Below are 17,977 nucleotides of genomic sequence, written 5' to 3' on the forward strand. Positions count from 1 at the left end.
GGTCCGGAACCCCACCGTACGCCGGTCCAGTCGCTCATGGGTTCGTCAGGTGTCCCTGGACCACGGGGGCCACTCGGGCCACGATGCGCTCGATGCTCAGCTCCGTTCAGCCGCGCCGTGTCAGGCGTTGACCGAGTCCTCGGCGCCGTTGTCCTCGGAGTCCGCGTCGGCGCCGAGGCCCTGCTCGGACTCGTGCGCGGAGTCCTCGGCCGCCCCGCGCTGCGAGGGGATCTCCGCGGCGAGACGGGCGGTCATCCGCACCCGGCGGTCATCCGCCTTCGCGCACAGGTCCGCGATCGCCGCGTCGAAGCGGGCCAGCGACGGCGGGTCCGAGGGACCCAGCAGGTGCTCCTTGAGGTCGGCGCGGGCCGCCGTGAACTCGTCGCGCTCCGGGTGACGGACCGCGTCCAGGAGAGCCGGGACGCCGTCCGCGGCCGGCGAGAGGATCGCGCCCGCGGACACCGTCGGGAACCCGGCACGGAAGGCCGCCTCCGGCATGCCCGAGGTGTTGGCGACCGCGTACGGCTTCTCGCTGGAGAGCCAGTCCGAGACGACCGACGAGACGTCGCTGATCAGCAGGTCGGCCTCGTTGAAGCAGGTGAAGATCGCCGGACGCGGGCCCGTGACGATCTGGTGCTCCCACTCCGGGAAGGACGCCCAGAAGGCGGACTCCCACGCCGTCGTGGCCCGGGCGATCTCCGCCTCGCGGTCGCCGCGCGGCGCGTCCTGCAGCAGCATGCGCTCCAGTTCGTCCGCGCTCGTGCGGAACGCGGTCGAGGTCAGGGTGTCCAACTCGGCCGTGCGGCGCGCCAGTTCGGCAGCGGCCTCCGGGCCGGGGCGGGCGCCGGAACGCCGGGTGTTGGCCTCACGGATCATCGCCATGATGCGCTCGTTGGCCGCACCGGCGCGCGGGTCGACGGAGCCGGTCATCGGGTGCGGCTTGTACAGCAGGCGCACCCCTTCGTCGGCGAGCAGGTGGCGCACGATGTTCTCGCCGGCCAGCACCACCGAGGTGTTGCCCGGGTTGCCGTCCCAGCCCTCCCAGGTGGGGGCGTAGAGGACGGTCGTGTACGTGCCGGTGGGCGGGCCCGAGAAGAGGCGTATCGGCGTCAGCTGCGGCCGGCCCACCTCGACGATGTTCTTGTCCTCGACGCCGACCTCGGCGAGCGCGTACCGCTCACGGGCGGCGGGACCGGCGACCCACACCTCGTCGTACGCCTTGGCGTACGGGTTGCAGGAGGACAGCTTGTCGCTCTCGCCGTGGTTGATGAACGCGTGCTTGATCGTGGGGATGCGCAGGACCTGGGAGGTCTTCGCGGCGTTGGCCGGGTGCAGCATCATCTTGAGCGTCGAGTTCTCCAGCGAGAACATCGTGGAGACCTTGGGGAAGCAGATGATCGGGACGTCGGTCGCGTCGATCTTCTGCACCATGAAGCGCTCACGCAGCACGATCAGCGGCCGGGCGTCGATCTGCGAGAGCGTCGAGAGCCACATGTTCGCCTGGTACGCCGACGTCGTGCCGCCCGAGAAGTACATGGCCACGCCGGGCTGGTACTCCGCCAGCCACGAGTCGACCCACTCCATGACCTTCGCCTCGCTCTTGGCGCGCTTCTTGGGAAGCAGCCAGGTGCCGAGGTAAACGATGCCGCCGAGGGCCAGCGCGACGGCGACGCCCTCGCCGATGCCGCCCCACAGGGCGTTCGTGGTGGCGGCGGTCACGAGCAGGCCGGCCGTCGCCGGGACGGAGAGCGCCAGCAGCCGGTGGCTCTGGCGGCGGGCCAGGATGCGCGGCGGCGCGGCGGTCAGACGCAGCGCGGAGGCGTCGATGTTGCGGGTGACGACCGGCAGCGTACGGCTGCGGCGCACCAGGACCGAGACGGCGTGGCACGCGAAGTGCAGGGCGTAGAGGACGCATATCGCTATCAGCAGCGGCGCCTGCTCGTGCGTCGGGTTGATGCCGTCGATCCGCAGCAGCCCCACCATGATCAGCATGTCGCGCAGCAGCTGGCGGACGGTGACGTCGAAGCGCACCTTGCCGAGCAGCGAGAGCAGACCGGGGTCGCGGTACTGCAGATACACGTCCAGAAGGAGACCCGCCGCACTCGCGGCGACGAACACCGGGACGTTCGGCAGCAGCGCGGAGACGATCTGGGCCGTGAGGAAGGCGAACATCGCGAGCAGCGCGGAGAGCTGCACGATGCGACGGGGGGCAAGGCCTGCGGAGGGCACGGGCTGGGCTCCTGCGAGGGGGATGCAGCGGATGGGGGATCGTGCGGCCGAGCTGTCACCAACAGAGGGCCGACGACTGACCGTATGACCTGAAGACCCTGCTAGCAATCTTCCGTGGGAACAATCACTGCATAGGGCACATAATGCCCGGAGACTCTGTGAGCGAGCCCTCAACGGACCATGTGCCGACTGGCCGGGCGCGGGTGCGGGACCGCTCCGGCAGCCACTGGAGACAGAGGTCGGCAGCACCCCGAAACCCCTCCCCGGCACACCGCCCGAAACCCTCCCCGGCACACCCCTCGACCCCCGCACCCGCACGCCACCGCCCGCACCCCGCGCCCCCGAGCCGGCGCGCTCCGGGGGCCACGCTCCGTCGCGGGCCGTGGACGCTGGGCGTCCGCCCGTCGGAACGGCCAATCGCCGCCGAGGCCCGCTCGCGTAGATTGCAGACACCGGGCTGGTCGGAACATTGGGGATGGCGTGTCAGCGGCAAGGAATGCGGTGCGGGCGGGCGTGGCCGAGGCCCACAGGATCGTCGTCAAGGTGGGCTCCTCGTCGCTCACCACCGCCTCCGGCGGCCTCGACGCGGACCGGGTCGACGCCCTCGTCGACGTCCTCGCCAAGGCGCACGGCGGCGGCGCGCGCGAGATCGTCCTCGTCTCCTCCGGGGCCATCGCCGCCGGACTCGCGCCGCTCGGGCTGCGCCGCCGCCCCAAGGACCTCGCCCGCCAGCAGGCCGCCGCCAGCGTCGGCCAGGGTCTCCTGGTGGCCCGCTACACCGCCTCCTGCGCCCGGTACGGCATCCGCGTCGGACAGGTGCTCCTCACCTCCGACGACACCAGCCGCCGCTCCCACCACCGCAACGCCTCACGCACCCTCGACAAACTGCTCGCGATGGGCGCCCTCCCGGTCGTCAACGAGAACGACACCGTCGCCACGGACGAGATCCGCTTCGGCGACAACGACCGCCTCGCCGCCCTCGTCGCCCACCTCGTCCACGCCGACCTGCTCGTCCTTCTCTCCGACGTGGACGGCGTCTACGACGGGGACCCCAGCCGGCCCGGCACCTCCCGGATCGCCGAGGTCCGCGGCCCCGCCGATCTCGCGGGCGTCGAGACCGGCAGCGCGGGCAAGGCGGGCGTCGGCACCGGTGGCATGGCCACCAAGGTCGAGGCGGCCGGGATCGCCGCCGCCGCCGGCATCCCGGTGGTGCTGACCAGTGCCGTCCACGCGGCGGACGCCCTCGCCGGCCGGGACACGGGCACCTACTTCCACGCCACCGGGAAGCGCTCCGCCGACCGGCTGCTCTGGCTCCAGCACGCCTCCACCCCGCAGGGCGCGCTCACCCTCGACGACGGCGCCGTCCGCGCGGTCGTCCAGGGGCGCAAGTCGCTGCTGCCCGCGGGCATCGCCTCCGTCGAGGGCGACTTCACCGCCGGCGACCCCGTCGAACTGCGCGACAGCACCGGCCGGGCCGTCGCACGGGGCCTGGTCAACTTCGACGCCAAGGAGATCCCCCAGCTGATCGGCCGCTCCACCCGGGAGCTGGCACGGGAACTGGGACCCGCCTACGAGCGTGAGGTCGTCCATCGCGACGACCTCGCCCTGCTCAACCCCTGAGTCACCCGCCCCGGTGTTCCCGGCCGCATCCTGGATCAACTGTCCGCTACACCCGTAAACGGCCGATTCCGCCGCCCCCACCGGGGGACGTTCCGTAAAACCGCCACACGACGGCTTCTCACCTGCTCAACTTTGTGGCAGGGAGAGTCCGGGATTCGGTACGACCATCGGGTTAAGGAGGCCGTCGTGAGACGAGTGCGCCCTGGGGCGGCGGCGTCCCGCGGTGGTCCCGCCTCCCGTGCGCCGGGCGAGGAGAGAGCCCTCACGAGCGTCGCGGCCGGTGACACCTACGAGGGCGAGCAGCCCGTCGAACAGCCCCGGCTGTGGCACGTCACGCTGAGCGTCTCGGGCGGCGAGGCACCGTTGACCGAGGTCAGGCGCGGTCTCGAACAGCTCGCCCACGACCACCCCTTCCTGCTGACCAGCCGGTACGCCAACGACCACGCGGAGATCCGCTACTGGGAGGAGGCCCGCGACCTGCACGACGCGGCGGCGGTCGCGCTGCGCCTGTGGGGCGAGCACCGGCAGACCGCCAAACTCCCGCCCTGGGAGATCGTCGGCCTGGAGGTCATCGACCGCGAGACCTACCACCAGCGCATCGCCGAGGGGTACGGACCGCTGCCCGCGACCCCCGTCGGAGTTCACCCCTTTTGAGCCTGTCTCGGGGTGTGGGACAACCGCTGAACCGTCGTGCCGGGCGCACTACGCTTCCCCCATGACCACGCTCTCGCCGTACGACTCGATGTCCCCGGTCACCCAGGCCGCCTATCGCGCGAAGTCCGCCGCCGCCGACCTGGCGCCCCTGCCGCGGGCCGAGAAGGACGACGCGCTGCTCGCGATCGCGGACGCGCTCGAGGTCCGTACGAGCGAGATCGTCGCCGCCAACGCCAAGGACATCGCGAAGGCCCGCGAGGCCGGCACCAGCGAGACCGTCATCGACCGGCTCACGCTGACCCCCGAGCGGGTGCGCGCCATCGCCTCCGACGTGCGGGACGTCGTGGCCCTGCCCGACCCGGTCGGCGAGGTCGTCCGCGGCTCGACCCTCCCGAACGGCATCGACCTGCGCCAGGTCCGCGTCCCGCTCGGCGTCGTCGGCATCATCTACGAGGCCCGCCCGAACGTGACCGTCGACGCGGCCGCCCTCTGCCTGAAGTCCGGCAACGCCGTCCTGCTGCGCGGCTCCTCCTCCGCCTACGAGTCGAACAACGCCCTCGTGCGGGTCCTGCGCGACGCGGTGGGCGGCGCCGGACTGCCCGCCGACGCCATCCAGCTCGTGCCCGGAGAGGGCCGCGAGTCGGTCCGCGAGCTGATGCGCGCCCGCGGCCTGGTCGACGTCCTCATCCCGCGCGGCGGCGCGTCCCTGATCCGCACGGTCGTCCAGGAGTCCACCGTCCCGGTCATCGAGACCGGCACCGGCAACTGCCACGTGTACGTCGACGCCCGGGCCGACCTCGACATGGCCGTCGACATCCTCATCAACTCCAAGGCCCAGCGGCCCAGCGTCTGCAACTCCGCAGAGACCCTCCTGGTCCACCAGGACATCGCCGCGGAGTTCCTGCCGCGCGCCCTCGACGCCCTCGCGGACGCCGGTGTCACCGTCCACGCGGACGAGCGCGTCCTCGCCTACGCGAAGGACTCCCGGGCCACCGTCGTCGAGGCCACCGCCGAGGACTGGGACACCGAGTACCTGTCCTACGACATCGCCGCGGCTGTCGTCGACTCCCTCGACCGGGCCGTGACGCACATCCGGCTGTGGAGCTCGGGTCACACCGAGGCCATCGTCACGACCTCGCAGCAGGCCGCCCGGCGCTTCACCCAGCTGGTCGACTCCGCGACGGTCGCGGTGAACGCCTCGACCCGCTTCACGGACGGCGGCCAGTTCGGCTTCGGCGCCGAGATCGGCATCTCCACGCAGAAGCTGCACGCGCGCGGCCCCATGGGGCTGCCGGAGCTGACGAGCACGAAGTACATCGTCACGGGCGACGGCCACATCCGCCGCTGATCCGCCCGCACCGCGGGGCCCACGCGCGTGCCGGGGCGCCCGGGACCCGTGCGGCGACCGCAGGGGCGCACGGGGCGTGCGACGGGTGGTGCGCGGCCGTCCGACCGCGCACGAGGTGTCTCGTCAGGTGGATGAATTTCCGTACCGTCTGCCCAAATTGACCCCCCAGGTCTACTCTGGATCCGTGCCGGAGGACGTGGGGGGCACGCCGTTCCCTGACGGCTGGGAGCCCGACGAAAACCGTGACCGCGGGGGTGCGGACGAAGAGTTCGCCTCCGTGGTCTTCGACGAGGACTTCGTCCGTGCGGCGGTGATCCACGAGCCGACCGCCGTGGAGAGGCTGCTCTCCGCCGCGCAGGCCCGCGCGGAGGCGTCCGAGGCCGAGGCGCGCCGGGCGCACGCCCGCGGCGCCCGCTCCGACGACTACGAGGACGGCTTCGGGCCGGACGAGCACGGCGATTTCGGCCACGATCCCGACCTGGACGACCTCGACGACAGCCACCTCCTCGAAGGCCGCTACGGCGCTCCGGGGACGTACGGCCGGCTCTACGGGAAGCACGCCCGCTGGCACCGCCCGGTCGCCTGGATACTCGCCCTCGTGATGGGGGTGGGCATGGTCGCCCTCGCCTTCACCGCGGTCTACCGCGGCGCTTCCGGCGCCCACGACGAACAGATCCCCTCGCCCGCCTCCACCGGCCTCGAACAGGGCCGTGAGAAGGTCACCGGCACCGGCCCCTCCGCCTCGGCCGACTACTCCCAGCCGGCCGTCTCGGCGGTGCCGCGAACCCCCTGACGTCGAGCTGTCCGGCAGAGCCGTGACGACCCCTCGAACAGCCTGACCGTCCTGGTGGGAACCTGTCAGAACTTGTCGCACACCGCAGCGTTTACCGAGGCTCCCTGAGACCTACTCTGAAGGTATGGGCGGGCCTGGAGACCCACCTGAGGGGACACCCGAGGGCGTCCCCACCGGTGGAGAGGACGAATACCGATCCGTCGTCTTCGACGAGTCGTTCGTCCGTGCTGCCCGCCTCCAGGAGTTCTCCGCCCAAGAGCGCATGGCCGACCACAGCCCGGCCGTGCGCCGCCGGCCACCCCTGCGGCGCGGACTGTCCCGGCAGGCACTGGTCCTCGTCCTGCTGATCGCCATCGCCTTCGGCACCGCGATCTACATGGGCGTGCGCCACCCGTACCAGACCCCCACCACCCAGCCGGCCGAACCGCTGCGGATGACTGTCATCCCGCTCGCCCCGCAGACCGCGGTGCCGGGATCAACGGACCCCGAGAAGCTGTACGCCGACAGCCCGGCCGCCCAGTTCCGCATCGGCGCCGACGGCATCACGATGCCCGCGTCCCGGCGCACCGCGCACTTCTCCGACAGCCAGGTCGTCAGCGCCCTGACCACCGCCAAGGACTACCTGGTCGAGTCCGCCCTCGACCCGAGCGTCCTGACCGGCGGTGCCACCCGGCCCGTGCGGATCCTGCTCGACCCACGCCAGCTCGACCAGTTCGACCAGAGCTTCGAGCACCCCATGGCCGACGGGCGGCACGCCCCGACCGGCTGGCTGATCCGCTTCGACGCGACCCGGGCCCGGCTCGCCGACCAGCGCATCCGGGTCCAGGGCACCCTCCAGGCCGCGGAGTTCGACGCGAACACCCTGGAGGTCATCGCCGACCACACCTTCGTCTACGCGCTCAGGCCGGCCGGCGCGGCGGCCAAGGCCAAGGCGTCCCTGTTCACCGTCCGGCGCGAGCTGCACTTCCGCTTCGACCGCGACGACCTGCGCATGCACCAGGCCGAGCTGGCGGTGTCGTACGTCCAGGCCGGCCCGCTGACCTGCTCCGACGACTCGGTGAGCCGGCTGCACCCACTGCTCGCGGGCCAGACGGCCAGGGCGGGCGGCCCCGCCGGCACCGACCCGTACGCCACCGGAAGCGCCACCGCCCTGTGCGGGACCCTGGCCAGGAGCGCGCAGCCGAAGCCGTAGCCGGCGGGACGGCCGCCGCCGCCGCCCGACGCACTGCTCAGCCGCGGCTGTCGGTGCCCTCGTCGTCCGGGCGGCCGTCCCGCGGCGCGTCCGCGGCCCCGCCGTCCTTGCCGCCGCCGGTGTCCTTGCCGGCCGCGGTGTCCGTGCCGCCGCCCGCCCCGAAGCCGCCGAAGCCGCGCCGGACCCGGCCGCCGAGGTCGCCCGCGCCGCCCGCGATGTCGCTCACCAGCTTCATCAGCGGGTCCTTGGAGTTCTTCATGTCGGTGGCGTAGCTGGCCGCCGACTGCCGGAAGGAGTCCGACACCGAGGTGTCCTTGTCCTCGTCGCGCCGCGGGTAGTGGCCGTCCATGATCCGCTGGTGGTCGCGGGACTCGGCCCACTTCTTCAGCTCGGCCGCGCGGACCGCCGTGAAGGGGTGCGTGCGGGGCAGCACGTTCAGGATCTTGAGCACGGAGTCGCGCAGGTCGCCCGCCGACTCGTACTCCTCGGCCTGCGCGAGGAACGCGTCCACGTTCATCTCGTGCAGGTGGTTGCCGCCCGCGATCTTCATCAGGCCGCGCATCGAAGCGCGGAGGTCCTGGCCGACCAGGAGGCCCGCACGGTCCGCCGACAGCTCCGACTTGCGGAACCACTCGCGCAGCGCGGTCACGATCGCCATGATCGCGAGGTTGCCCAGCGGGATCCAGGCGACCCGGACCGCGAGGCTGGTGAGGAACAGCAGGATCGTCCGGTAGACCGCGTGACCGGACAGCGCGTGGCCGACCTCGTGGCCGACGACCGCCCGCATCTCCTCCTCGTCCAGCAGCTCGACGAGTCCGGTCGTCACCACGATGATCGGGTCGTCCAGGCCGATGCACATCGCGTTCGGCTGCGGGTCCTGGTTCACGTACATCGGCGGGACCTTCTCCAGGTCCAGGATGTAACAGGCGTCCCGCAGCATGTCGTTGAGGTGCGCGAACTGGGCGTCCGAGACCCGCACCGAGTCCGACAGGAACAGCAGCCGCAGGCTCCGCTCGGGCAGCAGACCGCTGAGCGCCTTGAAGACCGTGTCGAAGCCGCTCAGCCGGCGCAGGGCCACCAGGGCCGAGCGGTCCGCCGGATGTTCGTACGCCCGCGAGGAGATCCCCTCGAAGCGCCTGCGCTGCCTGCTGGGCACCTTCTCGTGCCCGTTCCGCTCGTCGCCGCCGTCGGACATGCGATCCCCCATGTGCGTCTGAGTGCCTCATGTGCCCCCGAGGCAGGGCCCAGCCTAGGCGGAGATACCGTGGACGGGCAGTACAGCGAAGGAGTCGTACGTCATGGAGCACATCCCCACAGCCGCCTGGCTCACGGAGGCCGCGCACGCGGCGGACAAGCAGGGCCCGGGCAATCTGCTCCGCGTCGTGCTGGTCGTCATGGTCATCGGCGTGGTCCTGGCCGCCTGGTTCCTGCTGCGCGGGTACAAGCGCGAGGACTGACCGGGTCCGGCACGGCCACCGGCCCGCGCGGGCGGTCACGGGCAACCGGCTTCCCCAACGGCGGAGTCGGCGTGTTCGCGGCCCGGGCGCCCGCATACGATGAGCCGACGTCTTTATCCCGCCGACACCGGATAGGTCCTGCCGAGATGAGCTTCCACAGCACCGCCGCCCAGTTGGTCACCGTCGCCGCCGAGGGCGAGAACGGCGGCAACCACGAAAGCCTCAGCCCGTACCTGACCGGCGGCGGCGCCCTGGTCATCCTGCTCCTGCTGCTGTGGATCACCACGCGCTTCAACCGCGACCGCTGAGCCCCACCGGCCCCGTTCAGGGGCCCCTGTCGGCCGGAGCCCGTCGGCCGGGCCGGTAGGGTCTGCACGCATGGGAGAGCAGGACATGCCTACCGGTCCGGCGAGTGACACGGGCAGCGGCGCCGACGGCGCCGCCACGGGCGGCGCGAGCGGCACGGCCGGCGGCGCGGCGAAGCTGCTGACGGCCGGCCCCAAGGGCGGACCGTCGAATCCGGGCAAGCGCCGCCTCGGCGTCATGGGCGGCACGTTCGACCCGATCCACCACGGTCACCTGGTGGCGGCCAGCGAGGTCGCCGCCCAGTTCCACCTCGACCAGGTCGTGTTCGTGCCGACCGGCCAGCCGTGGCAGAAGACCGACCGCAAGGTCACCCCGGCCGAGGACCGCTATCTGATGACGGTCATCGCGACCGCCGAGAACCCGCAGTTCTCGGTGAGCCGCATCGACATCGACCGCGGCGGGCCGACCTACACCACGGACACCCTGCGCGACCTGCGCTCGCTCAATCCCGACGCGGACCTCTTCTTCATCACCGGCGCCGACGCGCTCGGCCAGATCCTCACCTGGCGCTACACCGAAGAGCTGTTCTCCCTCGCGCACTTCATCGGGGTCACCCGGCCCGGCCACACCCTGACCGACCCGGGGCTCCCGGAGGGCGGTGTCTCGCTCGTCGAGGTTCCCGCACTCGCCATCTCGTCCACAGACTGCCGTGCGAGAGTCGCCAAGGGCGATCCCGTCTGGTACCTGGTGCCCGACGGTGTGGTGCGCTACATCGACAAGCGTGAGCTGTACCGCGGCTAGTGAGCCGAGAGGGGCACCCGGTGAACGACCGATACGACGGATACGCGGGCGGCGAACCGTACGAACTCGTCGGCTACGACGAGTTCGGGCAACCCGTGTACCGGCAGGTGCCGCAGCAGCCTGCCCAGGGGTACGACGGCTACGGAGCCCAGCAGCAGCAGGGCTACGGCTACGACCCCTACGCGACGGGTACCCAGGAGCCCGTCCAGCCCTACGACACGGGCCGGCAGCAACCGGCCTCCCCCTACGACACCGGTCAGCAGCCGGCGGCGGCCCCCTACGACACCGGTCAGCAGCCGGCGGCGTCCCCCTACGACACCGGTCAGCAGCCGACCGCCCCGTCCTACGGCTCCTACGACGGGTACGGCACCGGTGCGCCCGGCGCCGGCGGCCCCGCCGGGACCACGTACGACCCTTACGGCCGGCAGGGCGCGGGCACCGGTCAGCAGCCCCGGGTCGCCGAGCAGACCGCGTACATCCCGCAGCAGGCCGGCCCCCCGAAGGACGACGACAGCGGTACCGACAGGGACTACCGCACCGAGCAGTTCGCCTTCGTCGAGGAACCGGAAGCCGAGTCCGAGGACGTCATCGACTGGCTGAAGTTCACCGAGAACCGCACCGAGCGCCGCGAGGAGGCCAGGCGCCGCACGCGCGGCCGGGTCGTCGCGCTGGTCGTGGTCCTCGCCCTCGTCGCCGTCGGCGGCGCCGGCTACCTCTGGTACGCGGGCAAGCTGCCCGGGACCACCACGGCCGGCAAGCACGGGACCACCACGGCCGTCAGCGCCCAGAAGCGCGACGTGATCGTCGTCCACCTGCACAACACCAAGGGCGGCGGCACCTCCACGGCGCTGCTCGTCGACAACACCACCACCCGGCAGGGCACCACCGTCCTGCTGCCCAACTCCCTTGCCCTGACCGACGACGACGGCTCGACGACCACCCTCGCCAAGTCCGTCGACGGCGACGGCTCGTCCGGCACGCGGGACGCGGTCGACACCGTGCTCGGCACCAACATCCAGGGCACCTGGCGGCTCGACACCCCCTACCTCAACAACCTCGTCGAGCTCGTCGGCAACGTCGACATCACCACCAACGCCGACGTGCCGGACCCCGAGTCCAAGAAGAAGGGCGAGGCCCCGCTCGTCAAGAAGGGCGCGGGCCAGACCCTCAGCGGCAAGATGGCCGTCGCCTACGCCACCTACCGGGCGCCGGGCGAGGCGCAGAACGCACAGCTGGAACGGTTCGGCCAGGTCATGCAGGGAGTGCTGCGCAAGCTGTCCTCCGACAAGCAGGCCGCGACGACCACCGTGCAGACGCTGGCCCAGATCCTCGACCCGTCCCTGACGGACCAGGACCTCGGCGCCTTCCTCGCCAAGCTCGCCGACCTGGCCAAGGGCGGCGACTACAAGACCGCGCTGCTCCCGGTGCAGCAGGACGGCACCCTCAGCGAGAGCGCCTCCAACAGCGTGATCAAGGACATCCTCGGCGGTACGGCGAAGAGCCCGGACGCCGACGCCGCGGTCCGCGTCGGCATCAAGAACGCCACCGGCGACAAGGCGGCCACCGGACAGGCCCGCGTCGTGCTGGTCAACGGCGGCTACACCTACCTGGACGCCGGTTCCGCGGGCGCGGCCCAGAGCGTGTCGCAGATCACCTACGGCGACGCGGCCAAGAAGGGCGACGCCGTGGAGGTCGCCAAGACGCTGGGCCTGCCGACCAGCGCGGTCAAGAAGGGCACGGTCACGAACAACGCCGACGTGTCCGTCGTCCTTGGCCAGGACTACAAGGTCGACACCGCGCCCAAGGGGTGACCGGCACCACGCCCCGGGGCAGCCCGGGGCGTGGCCGGCGAAACGCGTGGGGGGTCCTCGGCGGTCCGTGAGACCCTTGAGTCATTACTGACCGCCGACGGAAAGCCGCGTAGTGACCGCCACGGACCGCTCCATCGAGCTCATCAAGCACGCCGCGCAGGCGGCCGCAGACAAGCTCGCGCACGACATCATCGCCTACGACGTGAGCGATGTGCTCTCGATCACCGACGCCTTCCTGCTGGCGTCCGCCCCGAACGACCGCCAGGTCAAGTCGATCGTCGACGAGATCGAGGAGCGCCTGAGCAAGGACCTCGGCGTCAAGCCGGTGCGTCGCGAGGGCGACCGCGAGGCCCGCTGGGTCCTGCTCGACTACGTCGACATCGTGGTGCACGTCCAGCACAGCGAGGAGCGTGTCTTCTACGCCCTCGAGCGACTGTGGAAGGACTGCCCCGAGCTGGACCTCCCCGAGGAGGCCAAGGCGACCCGCGGCAAGGGCGCCGAGCACGCCAAGTTCCAGGCCGAGGAGGACTCCGCCGAACTGGAGGAGCTGCGGTGAGCAGCGGGGCCGAGAAGAGGCCGGGCGCGGAGAGCGGCGGCAGGCCGGGCCGCGGCCGCCGCCTCATCCTCTGGAGGCACGGCCAGACCTCGTGGAACGTGGAGCGCCGCTTCCAGGGCACCACGGACGTCGCGCTGACCGAGACGGGCGTCGGGCAGGCCAGGCGTGCCGCCCGGCTGCTCGCCTCGCTGAAGCCCGACGCCATCGTGGCCTCGGACCTCCAGCGGGCCGCGAACACGGCCGCCGAACTGGCCGCGCTGACCGATCTCGAGGTCACCCACGACGAGGGCCTGCGGGAGACCTACGCGGGCGTCTGGCAGGGCCTGACGCACGAGGAGATCATCGCCCGCCACGGCGAGGAGTACGCGGCGTGGAAGCGCGGCGAGGCGGTGCGCCGCGGCGGGGGAGAGCTGGAGAGCGAGGTCGCCGACCGCGCCGCCCCCGTGGTGCTGCGGCACGCGGAGAAGCTCCCCGACGACGGCACGCTCGTCGTCGTCAGCCACGGCGGCACGATCCGCACCACCATCGGCCGTCTGCTGGGTCTGGAGTCCCAGCACTGGGAGAGCCTCGGCGGGCTGTCCAACTGCTGCTGGTCCGTCCTCGGTGAGGGTGCCCGCGGCTGGCGGCTCCTCGAGCACAACGCCGGCACGCTGCCCGAACCGGTGCTCGGCGACGACGACTGAGCGGTGCTCCGGAAGGCCTCCGTCCGGTCCCGCGGGCCCGGACGGACCGGATTTCACTTTCCGGCTGGTCGCAGGCTAAAGTTCTTCTTGTTCGGCCCGCAGGGCGGGAAGAACACGCGGGGCTATAGCTCAGTTGGTAGAGCGCCTGCATGGCATGCAGGAGGTCAGGAGTTCAATTCTCCTTAGCTCCACAGATCGACTCCCTTTCGAGTTCTGGAAGGGTCGATGATCGCTTGTGAAGATCCCGTCCCCGGCAGGGGGCGGGATTTTTCGTTGTTCTCCGCTTGAGTGAGTTGGCGCCGCCGGGCGTATATCTCTGCGGACACCCTCCTGGCGTGCACGTATGCGCGGGCCGTGACTGCCGCGTCGGGTGCCGTGTCCGGACTGGTACGAAGGCGTCGCTGACCGTATTGCCGCCGCCGTGGCAGAATCAGACGGCCGGAGGGGGCGCGGCCCGACGGGAGGGAGAACCGATGCCTGCCAGCATCCTCGAGGAGGTCGACGATCTCCCCGAAGCGGTACTGACCCGGAAGCCAGCCACCCTCCTCGACTGCCCGTCCTGCGGATCGGTCCACATCGCCCAGGTTCTCGGCGACAACGGTGGGATCTCCTACGTGTGCACGGCCTGCGGCCACAGCTGGAGCTGATCGATGGGTGCACACAGGCGGAAGTGCGATTGGTGCGGCAGTGGTACGCCGATCGTCCGCGACATGGAGCCGGTCAACCACGACTACCAGTACTGGTGCGAGGAGTGCGCACGGGCGCTGATCATAAAGGGCGACCCGATCGAGACGTATCGGGAGCTCGAGGGCGAGCCGATCTACGGACGGCTCCTCGACGAACACTGCACCCTCAAGCGGTTCTACTCGTTCGCCACGGCCTGACCGGGGAGTGCTCGACCCCCGTCACCGAATCCGACATATGCCGCCAATCGGCGCGTGCGGGAAACGATTTGGTGGTTCCCCAGGGAGACCGTGTAATGTTGGCGTCGCCGCCGGGGAAACCGGGCGGAACGGCCGAGAAGCGGTTTCACCGCTTGGTCGCGAGGGGCTATAGCTCAGTTGGTAGAGCGCCTGCATGGCATGCAGGAGGTCAGGAGTTCAATTCTCCTTAGCTCCACAGCAGTTGAAAGCGGGTCACCCGGATCGGGTGGCCCGCTTCTTCGTTGTCCCGCGCCCGAAGGGGTACGGAGAAGCGGGCCGCCGGTCACCGGCGGCCCGCTTTCCCGTGTTCAGCGTCCTCGCGTGCTCATCGGCCGCTGCCCAGCGCACGGCGGCCGCGCCCCTGGGACAGCACCGGCAGGTTGTTGCGCGCCGGCGCGGAGGACCGGGTGTCCTCCTCCAGGCGCAGGGCGAGCGCCGGGCAGCGCCGTACCGCCCGCAGGGCCTTCGCCTCGGCGTAGCGCGGCACGGAGGCCTGCGCGACGGTCGGGAAGCCGTCGGCGCCCAGTTCGAAGACCTCGGGGAGGATGTCGGCGCACAGGCCGTGCCCGCGGCACAGCGTCCAGTCGACGTAGATCTTCTGGCGGCTGGAGCCCGTCTCCTGCTCGCCTTGGCCGCCCGGGAGGCCCGTCGGCGCCCTGCCGCCCTCGAAGAGCGGCAGAACGCCCTCCACGGGCCGTCCGCAGCCGTTTCCGAGGACGTGGGCGGCCAGGTCGTCCGTGAACGCCTTGAGGGTCGACTCGATGAACATCGCCGAGCCGTCCGGGTGGGAGCACGCGCCGCGCCGCTTCACGGACTTGGCGACCTGCTTCACGGCCTCCAGGGCCGCGGGGCCGCCACCGTTCAGGATGTCCTCCAGGCCGCGGGCCGCGGCGGGCAGGCCGAGATAGCAGGGACCGCACTGTCCCGCGCTCTCCTCGGCCAGCCACTGGGCCACCCGCAGCGATTCGCCGAGCGGGCAGGTCTGCTGGGTGATGGGCATGATCGCGCCGGCGCCGAGCGCGCCGCCCACCGCGGCCAGGTTGTCGCGCGAGACGATCGCCTCGTTGACCGCCGCCGCGTCCAGCCACTTGCCGTGGTAGCCGCCGGTCAGCACGCCCTGCGGCATCGGCGGTGCGCCGGCCAGCTGGAGGACGTAGCGCAGCGGTACGCCCGTGGGGACCTCGATCACCATGGGGCGCGCCACCGCGCCCGAGACCGTGAGCATGACGGTGCCGGGCTCGTCGTACAGGCCCGTGTTGCGGTAGCGGTCGGGGCCGATGCGGGCGGCGATGGCCAGTTGGGCAAAGGTCTCCGCGTTCGACAGCAGGGTGGGCGCGCCGCCCACACCGCTCTGCGACGCGCTGATCTTGCGGCCGGGCGGGATGGCCGGGCCGCCGTCGATCGAGCGGACGAGCGAGGCGGCCGCGCCGGTCACCATCCGTACCGGATTGCGCTGCACGCGGGCGCGTAGCGGCGATCCGCGCCGGTTGCTCAGGCCGCGCTCGGCCAGTGCGGCCTCCATGGAGCGCTGCGTCGACTCGCGGGTCACCCCGATCACGAGGGTGCGCGCCCCCATGGCCTCCGCGGCCAGCAGCGCGCCGTCCAGGATGAGGTGCGGGGCACGGTTGATGAGCACCGTGTCCTTGCGGCAGGCCGGTTCGTCCTCGCTTCCGTTGACGACGACCACCGGGCGGATGCCCTTCTTGATGGCCGATTCGGCGACCGAACGCAGCTTCTTGGCGAAGGGGAAGCCTGCGCCGCCGCGCCCCTTCAGGGAGATCGCCTCGGCGAGTCCCGCGAGTTGTTCCCCGCCCATCGGTTCGAGCGGACCGTGCACCTTCAGGTGCATGGGCAGATCAAGTCGTTCAACCAGGTCGAAACCCGACGTGAGCTGCGGAAGTCCGACGACGCGGACCTCCGGGACGTCGGGCAGGGCCTCGTTCACTTAAAGCCTCCGGAAGGGGCGTTCCATGATTCACCGGAGCCAGGAGCGTCGAAGGCGCCCGGCAGTACGTCAGGCGTGGGACCGCTGTCGTACGTGTCGTTGGTGTTGTACGTGCGATAGGCCGTGTTCGACTCACCGGTGTCATACACGTCACTCATGCCGTACGCGTCGACGGCCGGATTGTCATAGACCGGGATGTTGTATCCGGTGTCGGCCAGCGGGTCGTACGCCGACTGCGGGGCCTCGCCGACGGGGGGCGGCGAGGGGACGGGCCAACTGCCCGACGGGCCGCCGGCGTCGACGCGCGGGAACATCTCGGTCGGCTGCATGCTCGGCGGCATCGGGAACTGCTGCGTGCCGCCGGCCCCGGGGCCGCCGGGGGTGGACACGGCCCGGTAGGCCGCCGCGAAGCCGGTCGTGTCGGCGCCCGCCGCGGCGGATTCGGAGGCGGCCATGTACGGCGCGGTGGGGGAGTCCATGCGCTGGGAGGGGACGAAGGTGCTGTCGGTCGCGGACGGCCGGGCGGAGCGCGCCGAGAAGCCCGGCAGCGGGGCCTCCGCGTTGGCCGCGCGGGAGGCGTCCAGGTCGTCGCGGAAGCCGCGGGCGCCGGGGCTGTTGTTGTCGCCCATGATCGCCAGGACGCGGGCGGCGACCTTGCGCTTCACGGGTGCGGAAGCCGCCCGCAGGGCCAGCGCCGCCATGACCGCGACGAGGCACAGGCTGTAGAGGATGGTGAAGATCGGCTTCGCTTGTCGACCCGCGTAGAGCCCGTGGATCAGGGCCGCGCACCAGGCGGGGTAGGCCAGCATGTGCACCGCGCGCCAGCGGGCCGCGACCGGTGCCGGGGAGGCGAAGGCGCTGCGCAGCGCACCGGTGATCGCGGTGAAGATCATGAGCAGTCCGGCCAGCGAGCCGAAGCCGATGAGCCCGGCCGTACCCGTGACGCCGAGCCCGAAGGGGACGAAGGTGGCGAGCAGGGTGGTGTGGTCGAGCGCCAGTTTGACCGTGACGTGCAGCAGCAGGAAGACGACGGAGGAGACGGCGGTGGTCCGGTGCACGGCCTGTGCCACCAGCCGCTGGCGGGTGTTCAGGAAGATCCGGTCGGTGGCGACGAGGCCCCAGATCACCGAGCACGACAGAGCGACCAGCGTCAGCACACCGGCGCCGAAGTTCAGGAAGTCACGGACTCCATTGCCTCCCACCAGAACGACCACGGGGATGAGGAGAAGGGCGGCAGCACTGGCCGCCCCGTAGGCCGAACGGCCCGCTCGGGGAAGCGAGCTGTTGTTGCGACGAGGGTTCACGGAGGGTTACTCCCAACGGTTCGGGGAAGCGGTCCCGAAGCCGCACTCTAAGTCGAGAGATAGGGGTGAGTTCGAGGTTTCAGTTATTGCGTTGTTACCAAAGGGCCATGAGGTCTTTGTGTTGTCCCTTGGTGTCCGTTACGCGAAGTAAGATTTGAACTTTATTCAGCTTTTTCGGTGCCCTGAGCGGGTGGCACGCAGTGCCGGACGGTGCCGAAACCTCGTCGCGGCCCGCGCGGGCGCTGCGGTACCCTGACGCCATGCGTGCCGTACGCCTTCTGCTTAGCGAGCCGCGCTGATCAGTCCCGAACCACTGACGAATCGTGGTCGGAATCGGCGCGGCGTCCCCTCCTGT

Annotated in this window: 17 protein-coding genes and 2 tRNA genes; 15 read left to right on the forward strand and 4 right to left on the reverse strand. The window is 71.2% G+C overall.

The features are described from left to right. Positions 1-120: 120 nt before the first annotated feature. The gene (locus tag ABZT74_RS19440) at positions 121-2,229 is read right to left on the reverse strand and encodes a hypothetical protein (RefSeq protein WP_356436378.1); all 2,109 of its coding nucleotides are present in this window, start codon (positions 2,227-2,229) and stop codon (positions 121-123) included. A 513-nt stretch (positions 2,230-2,742) separates the two neighbouring features. On the opposite strand from ABZT74_RS19440, the gene proB reads away from it, so the two are divergent. The 5 genes from proB to ABZT74_RS19465 all read left to right on the forward strand — a co-directional run bounded on the left by proB (position 2,743) and on the right by ABZT74_RS19465 (position 7,836). Continuing rightward, the gene (proB, locus tag ABZT74_RS19445) at positions 2,743-3,849 is read left to right on the forward strand and encodes a glutamate 5-kinase (protein ID WP_355863457.1); all 1,107 of its coding nucleotides are present in this window, start codon (positions 2,743-2,745) and stop codon (positions 3,847-3,849) included. Positions 3,850-4,044: 195 nt separating this feature from the next. Next, positions 4,045-4,503, forward strand: coding sequence for a hypothetical protein (locus tag ABZT74_RS19450; RefSeq protein WP_355863822.1), 459 nt, complete (start codon positions 4,045-4,047; stop codon positions 4,501-4,503). A gap of 61 nt (positions 4,504-4,564) precedes the next feature. After that, entirely contained in the window at positions 4,565-5,851 is a 1,287-nt protein-coding gene (locus ABZT74_RS19455) for a glutamate-5-semialdehyde dehydrogenase (RefSeq protein WP_355863459.1), read from the forward strand. Between the two features lie 157 nt (positions 5,852-6,008). Then, positions 6,009-6,644 carry a hypothetical protein gene (locus tag ABZT74_RS19460; RefSeq protein WP_356436381.1) on the forward strand — a complete coding sequence of 212 codons (636 nt, stop codon included), beginning with the start codon at positions 6,009-6,011 and terminating at the stop codon, positions 6,642-6,644. A gap of 124 nt (positions 6,645-6,768) precedes the next feature. Further along, positions 6,769-7,836, forward strand: a complete 1,068-nt coding sequence (locus tag ABZT74_RS19465; protein ID WP_356436384.1) for a hypothetical protein — start codon at positions 6,769-6,771, stop codon at positions 7,834-7,836. Between the two features lie 37 nt (positions 7,837-7,873). On the opposite strand, the gene ABZT74_RS19470 is transcribed toward ABZT74_RS19465, so the two are convergent. After that, positions 7,874-9,031 carry a M48 family metallopeptidase gene (locus tag ABZT74_RS19470; RefSeq protein WP_356173048.1) on the reverse strand — a complete coding sequence of 386 codons (1,158 nt, stop codon included), beginning with the start codon at positions 9,029-9,031 and terminating at the stop codon, positions 7,874-7,876. A gap of 103 nt (positions 9,032-9,134) precedes the next feature. Here ABZT74_RS19470 and ABZT74_RS19475 point away from each other — a divergent pair, with 103 nt between their 5' ends. From ABZT74_RS19475 to ABZT74_RS19520, 10 genes are all read left to right on the forward strand, one after another. Continuing rightward, on the forward strand, positions 9,135-9,293 hold the full coding sequence (locus ABZT74_RS19475) for a hypothetical protein (RefSeq protein WP_355863465.1): 159 nt from the start codon (positions 9,135-9,137) through the stop codon (positions 9,291-9,293). Between the two features lie 146 nt (positions 9,294-9,439). Next, positions 9,440-9,601 carry a hypothetical protein gene (locus ABZT74_RS19480; protein WP_179165234.1) on the forward strand — a complete coding sequence of 54 codons (162 nt, stop codon included), beginning with the start codon at positions 9,440-9,442 and terminating at the stop codon, positions 9,599-9,601. A gap of 70 nt (positions 9,602-9,671) precedes the next feature. Beyond that, positions 9,672-10,400, forward strand: a complete 729-nt coding sequence (nadD, locus tag ABZT74_RS19485; RefSeq protein ID WP_356436388.1) for a nicotinate-nucleotide adenylyltransferase — start codon at positions 9,672-9,674, stop codon at positions 10,398-10,400. Positions 10,401-10,420: 20 nt separating this feature from the next. Then, positions 10,421-12,211 (forward strand): LytR C-terminal domain-containing protein, encoded by a 1,791-nt coding sequence (locus tag ABZT74_RS19490; RefSeq protein ID WP_356436391.1) that lies wholly within the window; start codon positions 10,421-10,423, stop codon positions 12,209-12,211. 112 nt (positions 12,212-12,323) lie between these two features. Then, positions 12,324-12,767, forward strand: coding sequence for a ribosome silencing factor (gene rsfS / locus ABZT74_RS19495; RefSeq protein WP_355863471.1), 444 nt, complete (start codon positions 12,324-12,326; stop codon positions 12,765-12,767). Beyond that, the gene (locus tag ABZT74_RS19500; protein ID WP_355863473.1) at positions 12,764-13,450 is read left to right on the forward strand and encodes a histidine phosphatase family protein; all 687 of its coding nucleotides are present in this window, start codon (positions 12,764-12,766) and stop codon (positions 13,448-13,450) included. The genes rsfS and ABZT74_RS19500 overlap by 4 nt, the downstream gene beginning before the upstream one ends. A 118-nt stretch (positions 13,451-13,568) precedes the next feature. After that, a tRNA-Ala gene (locus ABZT74_RS19505) sits at positions 13,569-13,641 on the forward strand. 282 nt (positions 13,642-13,923) lie between these two features. Beyond that, entirely contained in the window at positions 13,924-14,097 is a 174-nt protein-coding gene (locus tag ABZT74_RS19510) for a hypothetical protein (RefSeq protein WP_355863475.1), read from the forward strand. Positions 14,098-14,100: 3 nt separating this feature from the next. Continuing rightward, a complete protein-coding gene (locus ABZT74_RS19515) occupies positions 14,101-14,334 on the forward strand; it encodes a hypothetical protein (protein WP_010986886.1) in 234 nt (77 codons plus the stop codon). A 162-nt stretch (positions 14,335-14,496) separates the two neighbouring features. Continuing rightward, positions 14,497-14,569 (forward strand) — tRNA-Ala (locus ABZT74_RS19520). Positions 14,570-14,698: 129 nt separating this feature from the next. On the opposite strand, the gene ABZT74_RS19525 is transcribed toward ABZT74_RS19520, so the two are convergent. Further along, on the reverse strand, positions 14,699-16,318 hold the full coding sequence (locus tag ABZT74_RS19525; protein WP_355863478.1) for an NADH-ubiquinone oxidoreductase-F iron-sulfur binding region domain-containing protein: 1,620 nt from the start codon (positions 16,316-16,318) through the stop codon (positions 14,699-14,701). Next, positions 16,315-17,622 carry a ferric reductase-like transmembrane domain-containing protein gene (locus ABZT74_RS19530; RefSeq protein ID WP_356436394.1) on the reverse strand — a complete coding sequence of 436 codons (1,308 nt, stop codon included), beginning with the start codon at positions 17,620-17,622 and terminating at the stop codon, positions 16,315-16,317. The genes ABZT74_RS19525 and ABZT74_RS19530 overlap by 4 nt, the downstream gene beginning before the upstream one ends. Positions 17,623-17,977 lie beyond the last annotated feature (355 nt).

The organism is Streptomyces sp. NPDC005302 (genome assembly GCF_040607345.1).
GTDB lineage: Bacteria > Actinomycetota > Actinomycetes > Streptomycetales > Streptomycetaceae > Streptomyces.

What these genes read in the sequence shown, in the direction of transcription:
- ABZT74_RS19455 (WP_355863459.1), top strand. Translation starts at nt 4,565, where the DNA reads ATGACCACGCTCTCGCCGTACGACTCGATGTCCCCGGTCACCCAGGCC.
- ABZT74_RS19465 (WP_356436384.1), top strand. Translation starts at nt 6,769, where the DNA reads ATGGGCGGGCCTGGAGACCCACCTGAGGGGACACCCGAGGGCGTCCCC.
- ABZT74_RS19470 (WP_356173048.1), bottom strand. Translation starts at nt 9,031, where the DNA reads ATGTCCGACGGCGGCGACGAGCGGAACGGGCACGAGAAGGTGCCCAGC.
- ABZT74_RS19475 (WP_355863465.1), top strand. Translation starts at nt 9,135, where the DNA reads ATGGAGCACATCCCCACAGCCGCCTGGCTCACGGAGGCCGCGCACGCG.
- ABZT74_RS19480 (WP_179165234.1), top strand. Translation starts at nt 9,440, where the DNA reads ATGAGCTTCCACAGCACCGCCGCCCAGTTGGTCACCGTCGCCGCCGAG.
- nadD (WP_356436388.1), top strand. Translation starts at nt 9,672, where the DNA reads ATGGGAGAGCAGGACATGCCTACCGGTCCGGCGAGTGACACGGGCAGC.
- ABZT74_RS19510 (WP_355863475.1), top strand. Translation starts at nt 13,924, where the DNA reads ATGCCTGCCAGCATCCTCGAGGAGGTCGACGATCTCCCCGAAGCGGTA.
- ABZT74_RS19515 (WP_010986886.1), top strand. Translation starts at nt 14,101, where the DNA reads ATGGGTGCACACAGGCGGAAGTGCGATTGGTGCGGCAGTGGTACGCCG.